The 19,259-nt window shown below is 61.8% G+C and carries 21 protein-coding genes; 9 read left to right on the top strand and 12 right to left on the bottom strand.

All coding sequences use genetic code 11. From position 1 onward, the window contains the following. Positions 1-190 precede the first annotated feature (190 nt). Positions 191-748 carry a TadE/TadG family type IV pilus assembly protein gene (locus tag ACSZOQ_RS16315; RefSeq protein WP_439923474.1) on the top strand — a complete coding sequence of 186 codons (558 nt, stop codon included), beginning with the start codon at positions 191-193 and terminating at the stop codon, positions 746-748. A 13-nt stretch (positions 749-761) separates the two neighbouring features. Beyond that, the gene (locus ACSZOQ_RS16310) at positions 762-1,358 is read left to right on the top strand and encodes a TadE/TadG family type IV pilus assembly protein (RefSeq protein ID WP_439923473.1); all 597 of its coding nucleotides are present in this window, start codon (positions 762-764) and stop codon (positions 1,356-1,358) included. A 134-nt stretch (positions 1,359-1,492) separates the two neighbouring features. Here the strand turns inward: ACSZOQ_RS16310 and ACSZOQ_RS16305 are convergent, their stop codons facing one another. The 4 genes from ACSZOQ_RS16305 to ACSZOQ_RS16290 form a co-directional block, all read right to left on the bottom strand. Beyond that, positions 1,493-1,705 (bottom strand): cold-shock protein, encoded by a 213-nt coding sequence (locus ACSZOQ_RS16305; protein ID WP_002714433.1) that lies wholly within the window; start codon positions 1,703-1,705, stop codon positions 1,493-1,495. A 266-nt stretch (positions 1,706-1,971) separates the two neighbouring features. After that, positions 1,972-2,253 (bottom strand): translation initiation factor IF-1, encoded by a 282-nt coding sequence (gene infA, locus ACSZOQ_RS16300; RefSeq protein ID WP_292614295.1) that lies wholly within the window; start codon positions 2,251-2,253, stop codon positions 1,972-1,974. Positions 2,254-2,348: 95 nt separating this feature from the next. Then, positions 2,349-3,782: a DEAD/DEAH box helicase gene (locus tag ACSZOQ_RS16295; RefSeq protein ID WP_439923471.1), complete on the bottom strand. Its 1,434-nt coding sequence runs from the start codon at positions 3,780-3,782 to the stop codon at positions 2,349-2,351. A gap of 367 nt (positions 3,783-4,149) precedes the next feature. After that, entirely contained in the window at positions 4,150-4,893 is a 744-nt protein-coding gene (locus ACSZOQ_RS16290) for an RluA family pseudouridine synthase (protein ID WP_439923470.1), read from the bottom strand. A 116-nt stretch (positions 4,894-5,009) separates the two neighbouring features. Here ACSZOQ_RS16290 and ftsY point away from each other — a divergent pair, with 116 nt between their 5' ends. Then, complete coding sequence (ftsY, locus tag ACSZOQ_RS16285; protein WP_439923469.1) at positions 5,010-5,957, top strand: signal recognition particle-docking protein FtsY; 948 nt, start codon at positions 5,010-5,012, stop codon at positions 5,955-5,957. A 155-nt stretch (positions 5,958-6,112) separates the two neighbouring features. Then, a complete protein-coding gene (locus ACSZOQ_RS16280; protein ID WP_439923468.1) occupies positions 6,113-6,715 on the top strand; it encodes a septation protein A in 603 nt (200 codons plus the stop codon). Between the two features lie 53 nt (positions 6,716-6,768). Here ACSZOQ_RS16280 and ACSZOQ_RS16275 read toward each other — a convergent pair whose 3' ends face one another. From ACSZOQ_RS16275 to ccmA, 6 genes are all read right to left on the bottom strand, one after another. Further along, positions 6,769-7,131, bottom strand: a complete 363-nt coding sequence (locus ACSZOQ_RS16275; protein ID WP_439923467.1) for a ComEA family DNA-binding protein — start codon at positions 7,129-7,131, stop codon at positions 6,769-6,771. A 141-nt stretch (positions 7,132-7,272) separates the two neighbouring features. Next, a complete protein-coding gene (locus tag ACSZOQ_RS16270; RefSeq protein WP_439923466.1) occupies positions 7,273-7,866 on the bottom strand; it encodes a DsbE family thiol:disulfide interchange protein in 594 nt (197 codons plus the stop codon). Further along, the gene (gene ccmD, locus ACSZOQ_RS16265; protein ID WP_439926105.1) at positions 7,863-8,042 is read right to left on the bottom strand and encodes a heme exporter protein CcmD; all 180 of its coding nucleotides are present in this window, start codon (positions 8,040-8,042) and stop codon (positions 7,863-7,865) included. Before ccmD ends, ACSZOQ_RS16270 begins: the two co-directional genes overlap by 4 nt. Before the next feature lie 5 nt (positions 8,043-8,047). Beyond that, positions 8,048-8,779, bottom strand: a complete 732-nt coding sequence (locus tag ACSZOQ_RS16260) for a heme ABC transporter permease (protein WP_439923465.1) — start codon at positions 8,777-8,779, stop codon at positions 8,048-8,050. Between the two features lie 94 nt (positions 8,780-8,873). Continuing rightward, positions 8,874-9,542 (bottom strand): heme exporter protein CcmB, encoded by a 669-nt coding sequence (gene ccmB, locus ACSZOQ_RS16255; protein WP_439923464.1) that lies wholly within the window; start codon positions 9,540-9,542, stop codon positions 8,874-8,876. Then, the gene (gene ccmA / locus ACSZOQ_RS16250) at positions 9,539-10,153 is read right to left on the bottom strand and encodes a heme ABC exporter ATP-binding protein CcmA (protein WP_439923463.1); all 615 of its coding nucleotides are present in this window, start codon (positions 10,151-10,153) and stop codon (positions 9,539-9,541) included. Before ccmA ends, ccmB begins: the two co-directional genes overlap by 4 nt. 225 nt (positions 10,154-10,378) lie before the next feature. Here ccmA and acnA point away from each other — a divergent pair, with 225 nt between their 5' ends. From acnA to ACSZOQ_RS16230, 4 genes are all read left to right on the top strand, one after another. After that, positions 10,379-13,096, top strand: coding sequence for an aconitate hydratase AcnA (acnA, locus tag ACSZOQ_RS16245; RefSeq protein ID WP_439923462.1), 2,718 nt, complete (start codon positions 10,379-10,381; stop codon positions 13,094-13,096). Positions 13,097-13,239: 143 nt separating this feature from the next. Continuing rightward, the gene (locus tag ACSZOQ_RS16240) at positions 13,240-13,995 is read left to right on the top strand and encodes a DUF1223 domain-containing protein (RefSeq protein WP_439923461.1); all 756 of its coding nucleotides are present in this window, start codon (positions 13,240-13,242) and stop codon (positions 13,993-13,995) included. 535 nt (positions 13,996-14,530) lie between these two features. Next, the gene (locus tag ACSZOQ_RS16235) at positions 14,531-14,902 is read left to right on the top strand and encodes a DUF2794 domain-containing protein (RefSeq protein ID WP_439923460.1); all 372 of its coding nucleotides are present in this window, start codon (positions 14,531-14,533) and stop codon (positions 14,900-14,902) included. A 244-nt stretch (positions 14,903-15,146) separates the two neighbouring features. Further along, on the top strand, positions 15,147-15,776 hold the full coding sequence (locus tag ACSZOQ_RS16230) for a hypothetical protein (RefSeq protein WP_439926103.1): 630 nt from the start codon (positions 15,147-15,149) through the stop codon (positions 15,774-15,776). Positions 15,777-15,785: 9 nt separating this feature from the next. Here the strand turns inward: ACSZOQ_RS16230 and ACSZOQ_RS16225 are convergent, their stop codons facing one another. Further along, complete coding sequence (locus ACSZOQ_RS16225; RefSeq protein ID WP_439923459.1) at positions 15,786-16,022, bottom strand: DUF3551 domain-containing protein; 237 nt, start codon at positions 16,020-16,022, stop codon at positions 15,786-15,788. 101 nt (positions 16,023-16,123) lie between these two features. Continuing rightward, the gene (locus ACSZOQ_RS16220) at positions 16,124-17,191 is read right to left on the bottom strand and encodes a glycosyltransferase family 4 protein (protein WP_439923458.1); all 1,068 of its coding nucleotides are present in this window, start codon (positions 17,189-17,191) and stop codon (positions 16,124-16,126) included. Between the two features lie 280 nt (positions 17,192-17,471). Between ACSZOQ_RS16220 and ACSZOQ_RS16215 the strand changes: the two genes are divergently transcribed. After that, positions 17,472-19,235 carry an ABC transporter ATP-binding protein gene (locus ACSZOQ_RS16215; protein WP_439923457.1) on the top strand — a complete coding sequence of 588 codons (1,764 nt, stop codon included), beginning with the start codon at positions 17,472-17,474 and terminating at the stop codon, positions 19,233-19,235. The last annotated feature ends 24 nt before the right edge of the window (positions 19,236-19,259 follow it).

Here is a 19,259-nt window from a genome sequence, read left to right as displayed (position 1 = left end):
CGGTTGATACTCCCTGTAACCGGTGTCCTGAGCGCGCGTTCCGCGCCAGTGGCGTTCAGCCAGCCCGAGAATGGTCAATATTGAGTATACGGCGAGGGGCATTCTGCTCCTATCGGACGAAACACTTCGACAATCAGTTTCGGCTAGTCCTTGACGGTAGATAAATCCCGCCGTGTGCAAGGATTTCACCATGTCGCCGTTCCCCCGTTTCAGGATCGCAGCCGCTAGGGCAGCCAACCGCTTTCGTAGCAATCATCGCGGGTCCGCGGCTGTGGAATTCGCCCTCGTCGCGCCGCTGTTCTTCGCCCTTCTATTCGCGATCATCGAAACAGGACTGGTGTTCTTTGCGAGCCAGAGTCTGGAGACCGCGTTGCAGGATTCAGCGCGAATGGTCCTGACTGGTCAGGCGCAGATCGCCAAGTACGACAAGCAGAGCTTCAAGAAAAACGTCGTCTGTCCGAACACCAGCGTGCTGTTCGATTGCACAAATGGAATTTTTGTCGACGTCACGAGCTATCCGTCCGGCTCGGGTTTCGGAAGCGTTGCGATCTCCGATCCGATTTCGGGCGGGAATTTCGTCGATAATACGCAATACAGCCCGGGCGGTCCGGGCGATATCGTCGTCGTGCGGCTGTTTTATCAGTGGCCGTTGTTCGTCACAGGACTTGGCTACAATCTCGCGAACCTCGGTGGCAGCAAGCGGTTGCTGTCGGCGACGGCTGCTTTCAAGAACGAGCCCTATAGCTGAGGATGTGAAGTCGATGTTCAGCATCTGGTCATATATCAGGGCTTCTGCGGCAGCGCTGCGGCATGATTCACGGGGCCTCGCAGCAACGGAATTTGCGGTAATCGCACCGCTGATGCTGGTGATGCTTTTCGGAACCATCGAGGTGTCGTCGGGCGTGGCAGTCGACCGCAAGGTCACGCTGGTCGCACGGACGCTGTCTGACCTGACGTCACAGTCCAAGGCGGTGGGTGATGCGGACATGACGAATTTCTTCGCCGCGAGTTACGGCATCATGTGGCCCTACCCGTCGGCGCCGGTCCAGGCTACGATTTCGGAACTGTACATCGATCCGGCGACGTCGTTGGCGCGGGTGCAGTGGAGCAAGGGCACGGCACCGCGGGGCACGGGAACGACGGTCGGCATTCCGTCGGGTCTCATCGGTAGCGATTCGTCGGGTAAAACGCTTCCCGGCCAGTACCTGATCTTCAGCGAGGTCAGCTATCTCTACAAGCCGGCCCTTGGCTATGTCATGTCGAAGGCCGGCATAACGCTGAGCGACACATCTTATACGCGCCCGCGTCAGTCGACCTGTGTGTTTTATGGCAGCGAGACCGCTTGCCCGACAAAATAAGCGGGTGGCTGAGACTGGATCACGCCGAGAAGAAGCAGTTTGCGTAGCGCCGAACAAAAAAAGGCCGCGCTGGAAGCGCGGCCTTTCCTGTCTGATCTCTTCAATCTCGATCGCGCCGTGCGGCGCGAGGCTGCTTATCCGGCAGCGCGCAGATTGTCGGCTGATGATTTTCCAGAGCGGCGATCAGCGACGATCTCGTAGCTGATCTTCTGCCCTTCACGCAGCGTCCCAAGTCCGGCACGTTCAACTGCGCTGATGTGAACGAACACGTCGTTGCCACCATCGTCAGGTTGAATGAAGCCGTAGCCCTTGGTCGCGTTAAACCACTTCACGGTTCCCATGCTCACGGGTAGTCCCTTTATCAAATACGTATGTCGAAGCCCGCTTTGGGCGGGCTGGTGAGATTGGATTTTTGGAAGGGTCGTCAGCGTCTAAACCGGCTATACCGGTGGTAGCTAATGTCGTCCGGCCGAAAATCGCTAAATCCATATTATTCGAAGGCAGGTCCCAAAACAATCCTGACGTGCACGATTTTTTGAGGTGCACCGAGCGGCCGGCGCTGCCGAAGGCTCTCGCCCTGATATTGGCACTCCTCACTACCGTCTGACGTAAGCTATCTGCGGCGGAACTGGCCCCCGCGCGGTGGTGCGCCGCGGGGCGCGCCGCTGGGCCGCTCGTCCTTGTGACGGAAAATCAGGCGTCCCTTCTCGAGATCGTAGGGGGACATCTCGATGGTGACGCGATCACCGGCCAGCGTCTTGATCCGGTTCTTTTTCATCTTGCCGGCGGTATAGGCAACGATTTCGTGCCCGGCATCGAGTTGCACCCGATAGCGGGCATCGGGCAGGATTTCGGTGACCAGTCCTTCGAACTGGATCAGTTCTTCTTTCGCCATGGGGTTCTCCGGATCGAGTGCTGGTTGAGTTTTGAATTTGACATTCGTTTGTCGAATTTGCCGCGAAGTGGGTAGCGAATGTCAAATTCACTCCACTAGCGTTGAGGACGTTGGTTGGGCTTCGAGCGCGCGGGCCGGCTTTCGCGGTGCAGGAAGGCGACCCCCTGCATCCCCTCGGCCTTGCCGCCTCGCGATGGCCGGGCGGACTCATGCCGGCCGGTCTCCGGTCGCTTCGTTTGCGGCGTGCCGTTGCCATGACGACTGCGGCGGCGCGGACCTTTCGCACCGGGAGCGGCGTCGCCCGCCCTGGTCGCGTGACCATGCGGCGCCGGGCGTCCGGCGCGATGCTGCTGGCGGACCGGCGCCGCGTCGCGCTGGCCCGGCGTCCGGCGATCTTCTCTCGGCAGCACCACGCGAATCAGCTTTTCGATATCGCGGAGATAGGCCATTTCTTCGGCTCCGGCGACCAGCGAGATCGCTGCGCCTTCGGCGCCTGCGCGCGCGGTGCGGCCGATGCGATGGACGTAGGTCTCGGGGACGTTCGGAAGGTCGAAGTTGACGACGTGGCTGATTCCGTCGACGTCGATGCCGCGTGCCGCGATGTCGGTCGCAACCAGCGTCCGGATCTCTCCGGTCCGGAAGGCCGCCAGCACGCGCTCGCGATGGTTCTGCGATTTGTTGCCGTGGATCGCGTCGGATCTGATGCCGGCCTTGGCGAGGCTCTTCACGACCTTGTCGGCGCCATGCTTGGTCCGCGTGAAGATCAGCGCGCGGTTGACCGGTTCCTGCTTCAGGAGCTGGGCCAGAAACGCGGGCTTGCTGGCATGATCGACCTGAATGATGCGCTGGGCGATACGGTCCACGGTCGAAGCCACCGGCGTCACCGCGACGCGTGCCGGATCGCGCAACATCTGCTCGGCGAGCTCAGCGATGTCTTTCGGCATGGTGGCCGAGAAAAACAGCGTCTGCCGCTTGATCGGCAGCTTGGCGACGACTTTGCGAATGTCATGGATGAAGCCCATGTCGAGCATGCGATCGGCTTCGTCCAGCACGAGAAACTCGACGTGGCCGAGCCTCAGTCCGTTGCTTTGAACGAGATCGAGCAGACGGCCGGGCGTCGCGACCATGACCTCGATGCCTTGCATGACCGAGCGGACCTGACGCCCCATCGGAACGCCACCGATCGCGAGAGCCGAGGTCAGGCGCAAGTGGCGGCCGTAGGCGTTGAAGCTTTCGAGGATCTGGCCCGAAAGCTCGCGCGTGGGGCTGAGCACCAGCACCCTGCAGCTCTTGGGCTGCGGTTTGATGCGGTTCTGTAACAGGCGATGCAGGATCGGGAGCGCGAAGGCCGCGGTCTTTCCGGTGCCCGTTTGGGCAATTCCGATAATGTCGCGTCCGGCAAGGGCAAGAGGAATGGTTTGAGCCTGGATGGGCGTGGGCGTCAGATAGTTCTCTTCTGCGAGCGCACGTGAAATGGGATCGGCAAGGCCGAAATCCTGAAAGGAGGACAAAAGGTTGTTTCTTTCCATTATGCGACTGGGCGCCCGGCCACATTAGCGGGAGCGTACCAGGGTGTCTGGAGACACCCGCGTGTTTGGGGCGTCGATTGAGGTTAGCTGAAGGGGCAAGCCAGAAACCGTCGAACGGGCTCAGAACACGCGGCTCGCAGTGACCCGATTATTCTCAAGGTCGCGACACCATATGGAACAGGAACGCGGCGGATTCAAGGTGAATTGTCGGGATTTCGACCGGCGAAGGGGCTTGGGAAGCTAAAAATCGATCCTTGTCGCGCGGCTTGGCTAACGATTCGCGGTGCAATAATTCCAATTGATCAGTTGCAAATGATAAAAAAGAGCCGGGTTTACCCGTACCGGCGCCGTCCTTAATCTTCGCAAATTATTCCCCGTTCCACCCGCACGCCTTGAGGCGGGCGTGCAAATGTGCGGGTGCGGGTGCGGTGACCACGACGGGTGGTTTGTTCTTCGAGAATGGGATCGCGATCTCGCGCGCATGCAGGTGCAGGCTGGGTTCGTCGAAATGCGGGATGTATGGTTCGTTGCGCAGGCGCCGCAAACTTGCCTGCGTCCCATAGATATTGTCGCCGGTGATCGGCCAGCCCATCGCCGCACAATGGACGCGTAGTTGATGGGTGCGGCCGGTGACCGGCTCCAGTGCCAGCCAGGTGAGTTGAACTCCCTCGGATGCGCGCCCCAGCACTTTCCATTTCGTCACTGACGGCAGCCCGTTCGGGTCGGGCTTCTGCCACCAGCCGCGTTCGTGGTTCAGCCGTCCGAGCGGAACGTCGATGATGCCCTCATCCTCGGCGGGGCCGCCCTCAACCACGGCCCAGTAGGTTTTTGAAATTTTGCCGTGCTTGAACAGCAGGCCGAGCGACGCCGTTGCCTTGCGGTGGCGTCCGAGCACCAGACAGCCCGAGGTGTCGCGATCGAGCCGATGCGCAAGCACCGGCGGTCGCGGCAGGCCGAACCGCAACGCTTCGAATGACGCCTCGAGATTGGCGCCACCCTTGGGGCCGCGATGCACCGGAATGCCGGCCGGCTTGTCGATCACCAGCATCAGTCCGTCGCGGTGAAGCACACGGGCCTGGATTTCCTCCGGCGTCGGCTGGGCCGTATCCATGATTCACTCAAATTCCAATGTCGGCATGATCTTTCCCGAAAACCGGTCTCCACCTTTCGGGATCATGCCGTTCAAGTCTTTCGCTCGCAGGTCGAAACGGCTAACACACCCCCACAATGAGCGACAACACCGACGACAAACCGAAACAGAGCTGGTGGCGCAGGCTGTCCGGCGGCCTCAAGCGGACTTCGACGTCGATCGGCACGGCGGTGGCCGATCTTGTCACCAAGCGCAAGCTCGACCGCGCCATGCTCGACGACATCGAGGACGTGCTGCTGCGCGCCGATCTTGGAACCGCGGTCGCGGAGCGGATCGCAGCCGCCGTCGGCGAGGGGCGGTACGACAAGGCGATCTCCGCCGATGAGGTGAAGACCGTCGTCGCGACCGAAGTGGAAAAAGTCCTCGGGCCGGTGGCGCAGCCGCTGGTCATTGACGAAACCCAAAAACCCTTCGTGATCCTGGTGGTCGGCGTCAACGGCTCCGGCAAGACCACGACCATCGGCAAGCTCGCGGCGAAATTGTCCGCCGAGGGGCGCAAGGTGATGATGGCGGCTGGCGACACGTTTCGCGCCGCGGCGATCGATCAATTGAAGGTCTGGGGCGAGCGCACCGGATCACCGGTCGTTGCGGGCGCGCAAGGATCGGATTCCGCGAGCCTTGCGTTCAACGCGCTCACCGAGGCGCGCAACGACAGGCGCGATGTATTGCTGATCGACACCGCCGGCCGCTTGCAGAACAAGGCCGAACTGATGAACGAATTGGAAAAGATGGTCCGCGTCATCCGGAGGGTCGACGAGTCCTGTCCACATGCGGTGCTGCTCGTGCTCGATGCCACCGTCGGACAGAACGCGCTGTCGCAGGTCGAGGCGTTTCATCGCATCGCCGGCGTCACCGGCCTCGTGATGACCAAGCTGGACGGCACCGCGCGTGGCGGCATTCTGGTGGCGCTGGCGGAGAAGCATAAACTGCCGGTACATTTTATCGGCGTCGGCGAGAGCATCGACGATCTTGCGCCGTTCACCGCGCGCGATTTCGCACGGGCGGTCGCGGGCATCGAGGCTTAGTTTTTTTCACGCCCGCCAACGGGTCCGGCTTCGCCGGCCCGATGACAGGCTCCGGCGGCCATCCAGTATGCCGGGGCGTTGGTGGGAGCTCGAAACCGTTCGGAATACTGGATCATCTGCTTTCGCGGATGATGACCGTCACAACAGGCAGGACGATGGACAAGACGCAACCGCACCCCCTGTTCAAGCTCGCGACCGAACTCGGTCCGCTGCTTGTGTTCTTCGTCGCCAATGCGAAGTTCAATCTGTTCGTCGCAACGGCTGCGTTCATGGTGGCGATCGTGGCCGCGATGATCGCATCCTATGTGGTGACGCGACATATTCCGCTGATGGCGCTGGTCACCGGCATCATTGTCATCGTGTTCGGCACACTGACGCTGGTGCTGCATGACGAGACCTTCATCAAGGTGAAGCCGACCATCATCTACGGGCTGTTCGCAAGCGTGCTCGGCGGCGGATTGCTGTTCGGCCGCTCCTTCATCGCGATCATGTTCGACCAGGTGTTCAATCTGACGCCAAAGGGCTGGCGGGTGCTGACGCTGCGCTGGGCGCTGTTCTTCGTCGGCATGGCTGTTCTGAACGAGATCGTCTGGCGTAGTCAGAGCACGGATTTCTGGGTCAATTTCAAGGTTTTCGGTGCGATCCCGCTCACCATGATATTTGCGATGATGCAGATGCCGCTGACCAAACGCCATCATCTGGAGCCTGCCACGCTCAAGGCCAGCGATGCGAAGGAAGGGGATGTCAGCAAGGGCTGAATCATCTCCCTCGCCCCGCGAGAGCGGGGCGAGGTGAAACGAGGTCGCGCGCTTTACTTCGGCTGCGAGGCGATGATCTGGCCGGCGATCTTCTTGTAGGTCGCTTCGGGAAGGATCTTCTTGGAGACGAGCTGATCCTTTTTGGCGTAGGGACGGCCGGCGATGATCTTGTCGGAATACTTGTCGCCGATGCCCTTGAAGGCCATCAGCTCTTCCTTGGTCGCGGTGTTGATGTCGAGTTTGGCCGCGTCGGAGTTTGTGGGTGCCGTCGTGGCGGCGGGCGCCATTTTCCCGGCCGGCGCCATCCTGTCGGACTTGACGGCGGGCTGGGTCGACTGGGCCATCGACGGCGTGGAAACGAGCAGACCGAGCGCAAGCGCGGCGGCGGTGATCGAGGCGAGCGTGAAATGACGCATGGAATTGCCCTCCATGGGCTGTTTGCTAATGGCGCAAAACTAGCTGCGAATTTGCGGCGGCGCCATGGCCGTCAAATGAACGGCAGATAAACGCCTCGAAATATTTGTCGGCCATCGAAGTGAGACGATGAAGAGCCGACCTCAGGAGCCCGCCTTTAGCGCCTTGTCGATTTCCGGCTTCAGCACCGCGTCGATGTTCTCGGGCGTGATCGCCCCGACGAGCTTGTAGATGATGGTGCCATCGCGCCCGACCACGAACGTCTCGGGCACGCCGTAGACGCCCCATTCGATCGAGGCGCGGCCATTGTCGTCGACGCCGACAACGTCGAACGGGTTGTCGTAGCGGCCGAGGAAACGGCGAGCGTTGTCGGGCGCGTCCTTGTAGTTGATGCCGACGAATTGAACCCGCCGGTCCTTGGCGAGTTCGCTCAGGAGCGGTGCCTCGCCGTGGCAGGGGACACACCAGGACGCCCAGACGTTGACCAGACTGACCTTGCCCCCGAACGTCGCGGGGTCGATGCCTGGTACCGGCTTGCCGTGGCTGACGAGCCCGGACAGCGGAGGCAGCGTGGTTTTAGGCGCGGCATGGCCGATCAGCGCCGAGGGGATTCGCGAAATGTCAGTGTCGCCGAGCCGGAACCAGAACAATAGCGCCAGCGCCGCGAAGAGCACCAGCGGCAGCGCCATCAGCCAGCGCCGTTTCGTCGTAGTGGCGGGAATTGTGGGGTCGGTCATTTGACTTCTGCTGCGCCGCGTCCCGATCGCCTGATGGCGCCGGCGGCCTCGAGGTCGCGCAGCCGCGCCTTCTGGCGGCGGTAATCGGCGATCACCCAGATAATGAGCGCCGCGACCACGGTTCCGACCGCGACATAGGACATGATGATGAAGGCGGCATAGGGACCAAGCGTCATGATCGTCACGCCGCCGACTTGCTGGCTTGCAGCATCTGCAAGGTGCGGACGCGGCGGCGCAGGATTTCATTCCGCATCGCCGCGATATGCAGTGTCAGGAACAGCAGCGTGAATCCGATCGCCATCACCAGCAGGGGAATCAGGAATGAGCGGTCGAGCGTCGAGCCGCCCATGCGGATAACCGAGGCCGGCTGATGCAGCGTGTTCCACCAGTCGACCGAGAATTTGATGATCGGAATGTTGATCGCGCCGACCAGCGTCAGCACCGCGGCGGCACGCGCGGCGCGCGATGGATCCTCGACCGCGCGCCACAGCGCCATCAGGCCGAGATACATCAGGAACAGGATCAGCACAGAGGTCAGCCGCGCATCCCACTCCCAGTAGGTGCCCCACATAGGGCGGCCCCACAGCGATCCCGTCAACAGCGCGAGGAACGTGAACGCCGCGCCGATGGGGGCGGCGGTCTTGGCCGCGACGTCGGCCAGCGGATGCCGCCACACCAGCGTGCCCAGTGCAGCAATGCTCATCACGCCCCATACAAACATCGCCAGCCACGCATTCGGAACGTGGATGAACATGATTTTGACGGTCGCGCCCTGCTGGTAGTCATCGGGCGCGGTCGCAGACTGGTACAGGCCGATCGCGAGCACGACCACTGTTATGGCCACGAGCCACGGCAGAATCCGGCCGGCGAGCGAGAGAAATCGGGAGGGATTGGCGAGATCGATCAGCGTCATGGCACCACTGATAGTCGCCGAAGCCACCGCAGGCAATGCGGATTTGGGCCCGGTTTCTTCCTTAAGCAAAAGTTGATCGGCCGCATCAATCGCCTCAGTCCAGCCCGTGCCGCAGGCTCGCCGCGGCGGCGAACGGGCCGATCACCAGGCTTGCCAGCGAGAGAGCGCACAGAATCGAGAACGGCGTGCCGAACGGCGATGGCCCGGATAGCGCAGCGTTGGACGCGGCGACGCCGAAAATCAGCACCGGAATCGACAGCGGCAGCACCAGCACCGAGAGCAGCAGACCGCCGCGGCGCAGCACGACGGCGAGCGCCGCGCCGATCATGCCGGTGAACGTGAGTGCGGGCGTTCCCGCCAGCAGTGTCAACGCGACGGCGCCGGTCGCGGCGCCGTCGAGGTTGAGCAGCAACCCCAGCACTGGCGTTGCGGCGACCAGCGGCAGCCCCGCCGCCAGCCAGTGCGCCAGCGCCTTGGCCGCGCAGGCCAGTTCGAGCGGTGTGCGGCTCATGACGATCAGATCGAGCGAGCCGTCGTCGTGGTCGGCAGTGAACAGGCGATCGAGCGTCAGCAGGCTTGAAAGCAGTGCGCCGAGCCACAGAATCGCAGGGCCGAGTTTTTTCAGAAGCGCAAGGTCGGGGCCGACTGCGAACGGCATCAGCACCACGACGGTGAGGAAGAACAGCACGCCGATCAGTGCGCCCCCGCCGACGCGCAGCGCAACGTTAACATCCCGGCGAATCAGTGCGGCGAGAGCGGTCATGCCGTTCCTCCGATCCGCAGTTCGTGCACGGCGATGCCGAGCGGCGTGTGGGTCGCGGCCAGAATAATGCCACCGGCCGCAAGATGGCCGGTCATGATGGCCGCGAAGGCACTTTGGCCGGCGACATCGAGTGCCGAGGTCGGCTCGTCCAGCAGCCAGACGGGGCGTTTCACCGCCAGCAGCCGCGCGATCGACAACCGTCGCCGCTGCCCCGCCGAGAGATAGGCCGCCGGCAGATGCGCGACATGATCGAGCCCGACCGCCGCGAGCGCTTGCGCGGCATCGGCGTTCGAGGACCGCGCCGCGCCGCCGAGATACTCCCGCCAGAATGACAGGTTTTCGCTGACGCTGAGCGCGGGTTTCAGGGCGTCGCGATGGCCGAGGTAGTGCGCCTGCTCGGGCAGCGTCAGCTCGGGATCGCCGCCCTCAAGGCCGATCGACCCGCCTGCCATCGCCAACAGTCCCGCCAAGAGCCGCAGCAGGGAGGTTTTCCCGACGCCGTTGGGCCCGGTAATTGCCACCGCCTGACCGGACTCCGCCGTCACATCGAGGCCGGAAAATACCTCCCGTTCGCCCCGTACGCACCGCAAGCCGAGCCCTGAAAGTTTCATGATGGTCCTGGTTTGCGGAGCCGTCGCGCGGTCTGTGTGCATGGCTGAAAGGCGGGGAGCAAGCATTGTTGGCGTGGCGGACAATCTGGAAAGACTCTATAAAACTGGAACTTGATGCAGCACAAAATCTCCCGCAACGAAACCCCGCCAGTTAGCCTTCCGTAGCGGTGTTTTGGTACCGTCAGGTAGTCCTACCAACATCTAACCTTTGGATCGGGATTCCACATGGCTTCGCTCGACAGCTTCAAATGTCTGAAAACCCTCAAGGTCGGCGCCAAGACCTACGCCTACTACAGCCTGCCGGCTGCGGAGAAGAACGGTCTCAAGGGCATCTCCAAGCTGCCTTACTCCATGAAGGTGCTGCTGGAAAATCTGCTGCGTAACGAGGATGGCCGCTCGGTGACGAAGGAGGGCATTGTCGCGTTCTCCAAATGGCTGAAGAAGCGCAAGCTCGAGCATGAAATCTCTTTCCGCCCAGCGCGCGTTCTGATGCAGGATTTCACCGGCGTGCCCGCGGTGGTCGATCTCGCGGCCATGCGCAACGCGATGCAGAATCTCGGCGGCGAGCCTGAGAAGATCAATCCGCTGGTGCCGGTCGATCTCGTCATCGACCACAGCGTGATCGTGAACTTCTTCGGCGACAACAAGGCGTTCGCCAAGAACGTGGTCGAGGAATACAGGCAAAACCAGGAACGCTACGAGTTCCTGAAGTGGGGTCAGAAAGCGTTTTCGAACTTCTCCGTGGTGCCGCCCGGCACCGGCATCTGTCATCAGGTCAATCTTGAATATCTCGCGCAGACGGTGTGGACGAGGAAAGAGAAACTGACCATCAGCAAGAAGACCCGGACCTTTGAGGTCGCCTATCCCGATACGCTGGTCGGCACCGACTCGCACACGACGATGGTCAACGGTCTCGCCGTTCTGGGCTGGGGCGTCGGCGGCATCGAGGCGGAAGCCGCGATGCTCGGCCAGCCGCTGTCGATGCTGTTGCCCGACGTCGTCGGTTTCAAGCTCAAGGGCGCGTTGAAGGAGGGCGTCACCGCCACCGACCTCGTGCTCACCGTCACGCAGATGCTGCGCAAGCAGGGCGTCGTCGGCAAGTTCGTCGAGTTCTATGGCCCGGGACTCGATCACCTGTCGGTCGCGGACAAGGCGACCATCGCCAACATGGCGCCGGAGTACGGCGCGACTTGCGGCTTCTTCCCGGTTGATGCCGCGACCATCGATTATCTCAAGACCTCCGGCCGCGCGGCGTCCCGTGTTGCGCTTGTGACGAAATACGCCAAGGCGCAGGGCCTGTTCCGTACCGCAGCGTCGCCCGATCCGGCATTTACGGAAAAGCTGATGCTCGATCTCGGCACGGTGGTGTCCTCGCTTGCGGGACCGAAGCGGCCCGAGGGCCGGCAGGCGCTACCGGCGATCGCGGAGGGCTTCGCTGCGGCGCTCGCGAGCGAATACGGGAAGACCGACGCTGCAGCGCGCTTCCCGGTCGAAGGCCGCAACTTCGATCTCGGACACGGCGACGTCGTGATCGCGGCGATCACCTCATGCACCAACACGTCCAATCCGAGCGTGTTGATCGCCGCCGGGCTACTCGCGCGCAAGGCGGCGGCGAAGGGTTTAACCGCGAAGCCGTGGGTGAAGACCTCGCTGGCGCCAGGCAGCCAAGTGGTTGCGGAATATCTTGCGAACTCTGGACTGCAGCTCGATCTCGACAAGGTTGGCTTCAATCTGGTGGGGTTTGGTTGCACCACTTGCATCGGCAACTCCGGACCGTTGCCGGACGAGATATCGAAATCAGTCAACGACAATGGCATCGTGGCCGCGGCCGTGCTGTCGGGCAACCGTAACTTCGAGGGCCGCGTGTCACCGGACGTGCAGGCGAATTATCTGGCCTCGCCGCCGCTGGTCGTTGCCTACGCGCTGGCGGGTTCGGTGACGAAGAACCTCGTCCGCGAACCGCTGGGCGCGGATAAGGCCGGCAAGCCGGTGTACCTGAAGGATATCTGGCCGACCTCGAAGGAGGTCAACGCTTTCATCAAGAAGTTCGTGACCTCGAAAATCTTCAAGAAGAAATACGCCGCCGTATTCAAGGGCGATGCCAACTGGCGCAAGATCGAGACCGTGGCGAGCGAGACCTATCGCTGGAACATGGGCTCGACCTACGTGCAGAACCCACCTTACTTCGAAGGCATGAAGAAAGAGCCGGAGCCGATCACCGATGTAGTCGATGCGCGTATTCTTGCAATATTCGGCGACAAGATCACCACCGACCACATCTCGCCGGCGGGCTCGATCAAGCTGACATCGCCGGCCGGCAAGTATCTCAGCGATCATCAGGTGCGTCCGGCGGATTTCAATCAGTACGGCACGCGGCGCGGCAATCACGAGGTGATGATGCGCGGTACCTTCGCCAATATCCGCATCAAGAACTTCATGCTGAAGGGCGCAGACGGCAACATTCCCGAAGGCGGATTGACCAGGCACTGGCCGGACGGCGAGCAGATGTCGATCTTCGACGCCGCAATGAAGTACCAGCAGGAGAATGTGCCGCTCGTCGTATTCGCCGGTGCCGAATATGGCAACGGCTCGTCGCGCGACTGGGCCGCCAAGGGTACCCGCTTGCTCGGAGTGCGCGCGGTGATCTGCGAGAGCTTCGAGCGCATCCACCGTTCCAACCTGGTTGGCATGGGCGTCCTGCCGCTGACCTTCGAAAACGGTGCGTCCTGGCAATCGATTGGTCTTAAGGGCGACGAGACGGTTACGATTCACGGCTTGCAGGGCAATCTGAAACCGCGCCAGAAGCTGACAGCGGACATCGTCTCACGCGATGGCTCGCTGCGTCGTGTCTTGCTGCTCTGCCGCATCGATACGCTCGACGAGCTCGATTATTACCGCAATGGCGGTATTTTGCACTATGTGCTGCGCAAGCTCGCGGCGTGATGTGATCCCGTGATGGGCTCACTGCGAATTGAGTGGCAGGTGAATGGAAGGCAGCCTATGAAAAGGTCGGCTCCTCGCGTGCGGAGGCGTACTTCCCTTCATGACGCCGGCACAGGTCGTGCCGCGGTTTCGGTGTGGCCTCGATGATGTCTCATGGTTGTTTGTCGCGACTGTCCGGCGCGCTTGGCGTTTGCGTGCTCGTAGCGGTCGTTCATCCCGCTCTGGCGGATCCGCGAGCCGTGGTTGAACTGTTCACGTCGCAAGGCTGCTCGTCGTGCCCGGCGGCCGACAAGATTCTTGGCGATCTTTCCAGGGATCCCTCGATCGTTGCACTGAGCATGCCGATCGATTACTGGGACTATCTCGGCTGGAAGGATACGCTGGCTGACAACCGTTTCACCGCGCGCCAGAAGGCCTATTCGCAGATGCGCGGCGACCGCGACGTCTACACGCCGCAGGTGATCGTCAACGGATCGGCCCATGTGATCGGCAACGATCGCGCGGCCATCGACACGGCCGTCCGCGATACGCGGAAAAACGAAGAGGTGATGTCGGTGCCGGTTTCGATGGCGGTGTCGGGCAGGCAGCTCAATGTGTCGGTCGCATCCGCCAACGCAAATCATCCGTCCGATCACGGCGAAATCTGGATATGTGCGATCGCGAAAGCGGTGCCGATTGCGATCGGGCGCGGTGAGAACGGCGGCCGCGAAGTGACCTACCACAACGTCGTTCGAAGCTGGCTCAAGGTCGGTGACTGGACCGGCAAGGCCGGCACCTGGGCGGTGCCGATGGAGAATATCGCGCGGGATGGCGTCGACGCTGCGGTGGTCTACGTTCAGGACGGCAATCGCGACAGGCCCGGCCCGATGCTCGGTGCGGCCTACACATCGCTGCACTGAATCATCGTCCTCGATCTTTCGGTATCGTTATTGCTATTTCGGGATATCCCTGCCCGACGCGTTGCAATGCGTGCCGCCGACGACGCAGGTCTGACGCGCGTGATCGAGCATCAAGCACCGCATTCCCATCAAGCACCGCTTTCTCAAGAGCGGAATGCTTTCGCAAAAGACGCAAAAGAAAAGGACCAGCTTTCGCCGGTCCCAAGCTGTCTGGAGAGTAAGTTCCTGCGAAGGGGCCCGATCCTGACGGCCCCGGGGGGCTGGGGGCTGAGGATCCAGTGCCGAAAGAATCGGGCTATCGCAGTGAATTCGTTCTCGCAGTCCAGCGGGGCGGTTGCTTGACGGAAATTGGGCTGCATTATGATTTCTGACCGAAGCTCTCGTGATGGCGCTGTTCTGATCGCGGCGTTCTGACGCAACTCGCGCCAAACATGGCCCGGGTTCCTGCGGCGGCCTCTCGAGGCATCCGCTGAACGCCTCTTGCGGCGAGGCCCATACGGCGCGATCATGTCGTTGATTTTGACAGGAGGCGCCGATGAGTTCGCTGTCGGATGACTTTGATCCAAGCGGGAGCCGCGCGGCGGAACGCAGTCCTGCCGCGCTCCCCGTTCCTGGCCGGGTAACCTTCAGTCGGCTCGAACTCAATCGCATCCTCAATCTTTATGGGCGCATGGTGGCCGATGGCGAGTGGCGGGACTATGCCATCGATTTCCTCAAGGACCGGGCGGTGTTCTCGATCTTCCGCCGCGCTTCCGAAGTTCCCATCTACCGTATCGAGAAAGATCCGCGGCTCGCGCGCAAGCAGGGTGCCTATAGCGTGATTTCGGCCGGTGGCCTGATCCTGCGGCGCGGTCACGAACTCGACCGCGTTCTGCTTGTCATCGACCGCAAGCTGGCGCTGGTCTGACGCAGCCGTCGGTCGGACGTCGCCACGCGCCTTCAGCGTCGTGACGATATCGGGTGCTGCCTTTTGTAAAATATGAGGAAGCGCGACAGCCCGCTAATCCGGGATCGGCGGCGGATTCGTATGGCCGATCGACCGACGTTCGCCGAAAGCAAAAGCCGGGATAAACCTCGATCCGGGGGTGACAAGGCAGCGATATTTCCTGAGAATCGTTGGCTCCGAAGAGTATTGGACGAGGCTGTTGGCGGTGGCTGGCGCGAGAAGACTTCTGGCCGGTTTTGCAATGGCTTGCGGCATGGTGGTGCTGGTCTCCGCCCATGCGCGTGCGGGATGGTGGTCGCGCGCCCCGGCCGACTTCGAGGAATGCGCGGCGAGCACGGAAAAGAATGCGACCTCGCCCGATGACAAGGACAAACGGCTCACGGCATGTGAGGCCAAATTCGCCGGCCGGCGCAAGCCGGGCGGCGGTTATACCTATTTTGACTTCATGCAGAACCGGCATTTCGACATCGCGGGGCCGAACCCGACGGCAGAAGAACAGAAGCACATCGATGAGCAGTATGCCGCCTTTCTCAAGGATCAGCGGCGCAGCATTATCGCGGCGGCGTTTTTTCAGAAGCGGCAGCAGGTCGAGCAGGCCAAGGAGACGGTCGGGGCTAGTGCCAAGGCCGGTGCCCGCGACATCGAACTGGCGGTAGCGCCAAAGCCAAAAACGGCTGAAAAGCGCGTAGCCCTGCTTCCGCGTCCGCGCCCCAAGATGGCGCCCCACTGCGAGGAGCAACTTTTCTCGACCTGCAACTGGTCGCGAATTTCAACCGGCGTGCGGGACTTCAAAAAGGCCCTGTTCGGCTCATCCTCCCACAAGGAGCGCAGCTAGCGTCGCGGCTCACCTGTAATGTCCTCGCTCGCGAAAAGCGATGCGCGGATTGATGCCACAATAGGCGTAGGTGCCTGATGCCGTGGCCATGCACTGCCGGTAGGTCGAGAACTGGCAGTTCCCAGGATAACCCCACTCCCTGCCTTGCAGGCAGTATCTGTAGTCATGCGCTGACGCCGGCGAGGCCGCAGCGGCGATCGTCAGGACGAACGCGGCCAATAGGGCCGCACCCATGGAATTATGCATCTCGCATCCTCCCTTTACGGGAGGAACGAATTGGAAACGAGAACGTTCCATCTCCCGCCTTCGACGGATGTGGGCTTGTTCAGAAGGCTGGGCTTACGAACTCATTCGGCACTGCTGACCAGCTTGATCCTTGGCATAGCGGCCTCGATCAGCTCGTTGTAGGCATCGAGATAATCCAGCGCCATTCGTCGCGCGGTGAAGCGCGCCTCGAATTCGGCCCGGACGGTCGTGCGATCGAGGGTTGTCAGGCGGTCGACAGCGGCAACCGCGCTGATCTCGTCCTCGACGATAAAGCCTGTCCGGCCGTCTTCGACGATTTCGGCGACGGAGCCGTGATTGTAGGCGATGACCGGTGTTCCGCACGCCATTGCCTCGATCATGACGAGTCCGAACGGTTCAGGCCAGTCGATCGGCAGCAGCAGCCCGATGGCACCGCTGAGGAAATCTGGCTTCTCGCGGTCGCTGATCTCACCGATAAACTCCACGAGCGGATGGTCCATCATCGGGCGGATGAACTCATCGAAATAGTCCTGATCGGCGCGATCGACCTTTGCTGCGATCTTGAGCGGGATGCCGCAGCGAATAGCGATTTTGATCGCACGGTCGACGCCTTTCTCAGGAGCGATGCGGCCGAGGACGGCAAGATAGCTCGGTATGATTGGCCGTGGCGTCAGCAGATCTTTTGGAAGTCCGTGATGGATCGTGCGCAGCCAGCGGGCCTGCGGGACCGGACGACGTTGCGCATTCGAGATGGAGATCACGGGAATTGATGAAAATGCATTGAATACCGGCTGATGCTCCGGAAGGTCGAGGCGCCCGTGAAGCGTTGTGAGAAACGGCGTCGGCTGCCGCGAAAACAGCGAGAAGGGGTAGTAGTCGAGATGGAAATGGAGGATGTCGAATTCCTCGTCGTCGCATTTCCGGCGGACCCGTTCCAGCATCACCATGTGCAGGGCGTTCGGATCCCGCACGGAGCCATCAAGCCGCAGGGCTTTCGGCCATGTCGCATCGAGCCGGGCTGAGGTGTGAGAATCGCCGCTGGCAAAAAGCGTCACGTCGTGACCCAGGGCGACGAGCTCCTCGGTCAACCAGTGAACCACGCGTTCAGTGCCGCCATACAGTTTCGGCGGGACAGCCTCCGTCAACGGAGCAACCTGCGCAATGCGCATCTAAATCGCCTCCTGTCACATTTACGTTTTCATGAGATTTAAAAGCCCGTCGATAGCGACAGCACTTCGGGGAACGCTTTTGTGGCTGCGCAGTTCCCCACATTCTTCCACATTGTCGTCTTGCTGATGCCATCACAGCCTTCCAGATAGGTTAGCCAGTCATTGCAACGAAGTTTCTGCGCATTGACGGCTTTTCTGAGGGTCTTGTGCGGCGACAGCCGAACCGGATCCAGGGAACCTCACCATCCGGTCAACTTTCAAAGCGCCTCGGTAGGAACGTATGGACGATTTCTCGGGATACGCCGGTCGGCCCTTCGCATTCGTGATGCGCTATTGCCGCCAGCGATCGGCGTCGCACCTCGCGATCCTTTTTTGTATCGTGGCAGCGGTGGCGTGTTCGGTGGGAACGCAATACGGCGTCAAATCGCTGGTCGATGCGCTGGCATACGGACCTGCGCATAGCGGGGCGGTATGGCTGGCATTCATCCTTCTTATGCTGCTGATCGCCGCCGACAACTTTCTCTGGCGGATAGCGGGCTGGGTCGCGAGCTTTACCTTCGTCGGTGTAACCGGCGATCTTCGCCGCGACATTTTCCGGCATCTGACCGGCCATGCGCCGAGCTACTTCGCCGACCGGATGCCGGGGATGTTGACGAGCCGTATCACGGCGACCTCAAACGCTGTGTATACCGTCGAAAACATGCTGGTCTGGAATGTATTGCCGCCCTGCATCGCGACCATCGCCGCGATCGCGTTGATCGGAACCGTCAGTCCGTTGATGGCGGCGGGGCTGACGATCGTCGCCGGAGTCATGGTCACCGCGATGTTTAGAATCGCGGCGGCGGGCAAGCCATTGCATGACGATTTTGCTGATAAGGCCGCGGCGGTCGATGGCGAGATGGTGGACGTCGTCAACAACATGCCACTGGTCAGGGCGTTCTGCGGGATCGATCACGAGCATGACCGTTTCGATGCGACCGTCGGCCGCGAGCTGAGCGCGCGCGGGCGAAGCCTTCGTTATCTCGAAAAGCTCAGAATCATCCATGCTGCCATTACCGTCGCGCTGACCATTTCGCTGCTGGCGTGGGCCATCACGCTCTGGCAGCGCGGCGGCGCCACCACCGGCGATGTCGTGCTGGTCTGTACGCTCGGCCTGTCCATCCTGCACGCGACGCGCGATCTGGCGGTTGCCCTCGTCGACATCACCCAGCATGTCGCGCGGCTGTCCGAAGCGGTCGCGACACTGCTGCTCCCGCACGAATTGACCGATCACCCCGAAGCGGAGCCGTTGCGGAAGCATGGCGCGGCCGTTGCGTTCAACACCGTCACGTTTCGCTATCCCGGTAGTCAGGCGGTGTTCGAGCGGTTCAATCTCCGGCTTCAGCCCGGACAGCGCGTCGGCTTGGTTGGGGAATCCGGCGGCGGCAAGTCGACGCTGTTCGTCCTGTTGCAGCGGTTCTACGATCCCGAGCGCGGAAGCGTCACGATCGACGGTCAGGATGTTTCGCGAGTCACGCAGCAAAGCCTGCGTGCCGCCATCTCTGTGGTGCCGCAGGACATTTCCCTGTTTCATCGATCCATTCTCGAGAACATCCGCTACGGCCGTCCGACCGCGACTGACGACGAGGTGCTGCGTGCGGCCATCGCGGCGCGTTGCGATTTCGTCGAGAGGCTGCCCGAAGGATTGGCGACTATGGTGGGCGATCGCGGTGTGAAACTCTCCGGCGGTCAGCGCCAGCGCATCGCCATTGCGCGCGCCTTCCTCAAGGATGCACCGATCCTGCTGCTTGACGAGGCGACCGCGGCGTTGGACAGTGAATCCGAAGAAGCCATCCGCGAGGCGCTCGGCCGTCTGATGCGGGGCCGCACCGTGATTGCGATCGCGCACCGGCTTTCGACCCTGCGTGATTTCGATCGCGTGGTCGTGCTCAAGAACGGAAAGATCATCGAAGACGGTCAGCCCGGCCGGTTGATGCGTAAAGACGGACACTACGGGCAGCTCGTCGCCAAGGAGATGAGCCGCCTCTCGGTTCACGCGGCGTGAAACGCCGGTTAGCGTCGGGTGTTG

This window comes from Nitrobacter sp. JJSN (genome assembly GCF_051912485.1).
Lineage (GTDB): Bacteria > Pseudomonadota > Alphaproteobacteria > Rhizobiales > Xanthobacteraceae > Nitrobacter.
The sequence above is the reverse complement of the archived record's forward strand: the minus strand, read 5'-3'. Positions and strand labels throughout refer to the sequence as shown.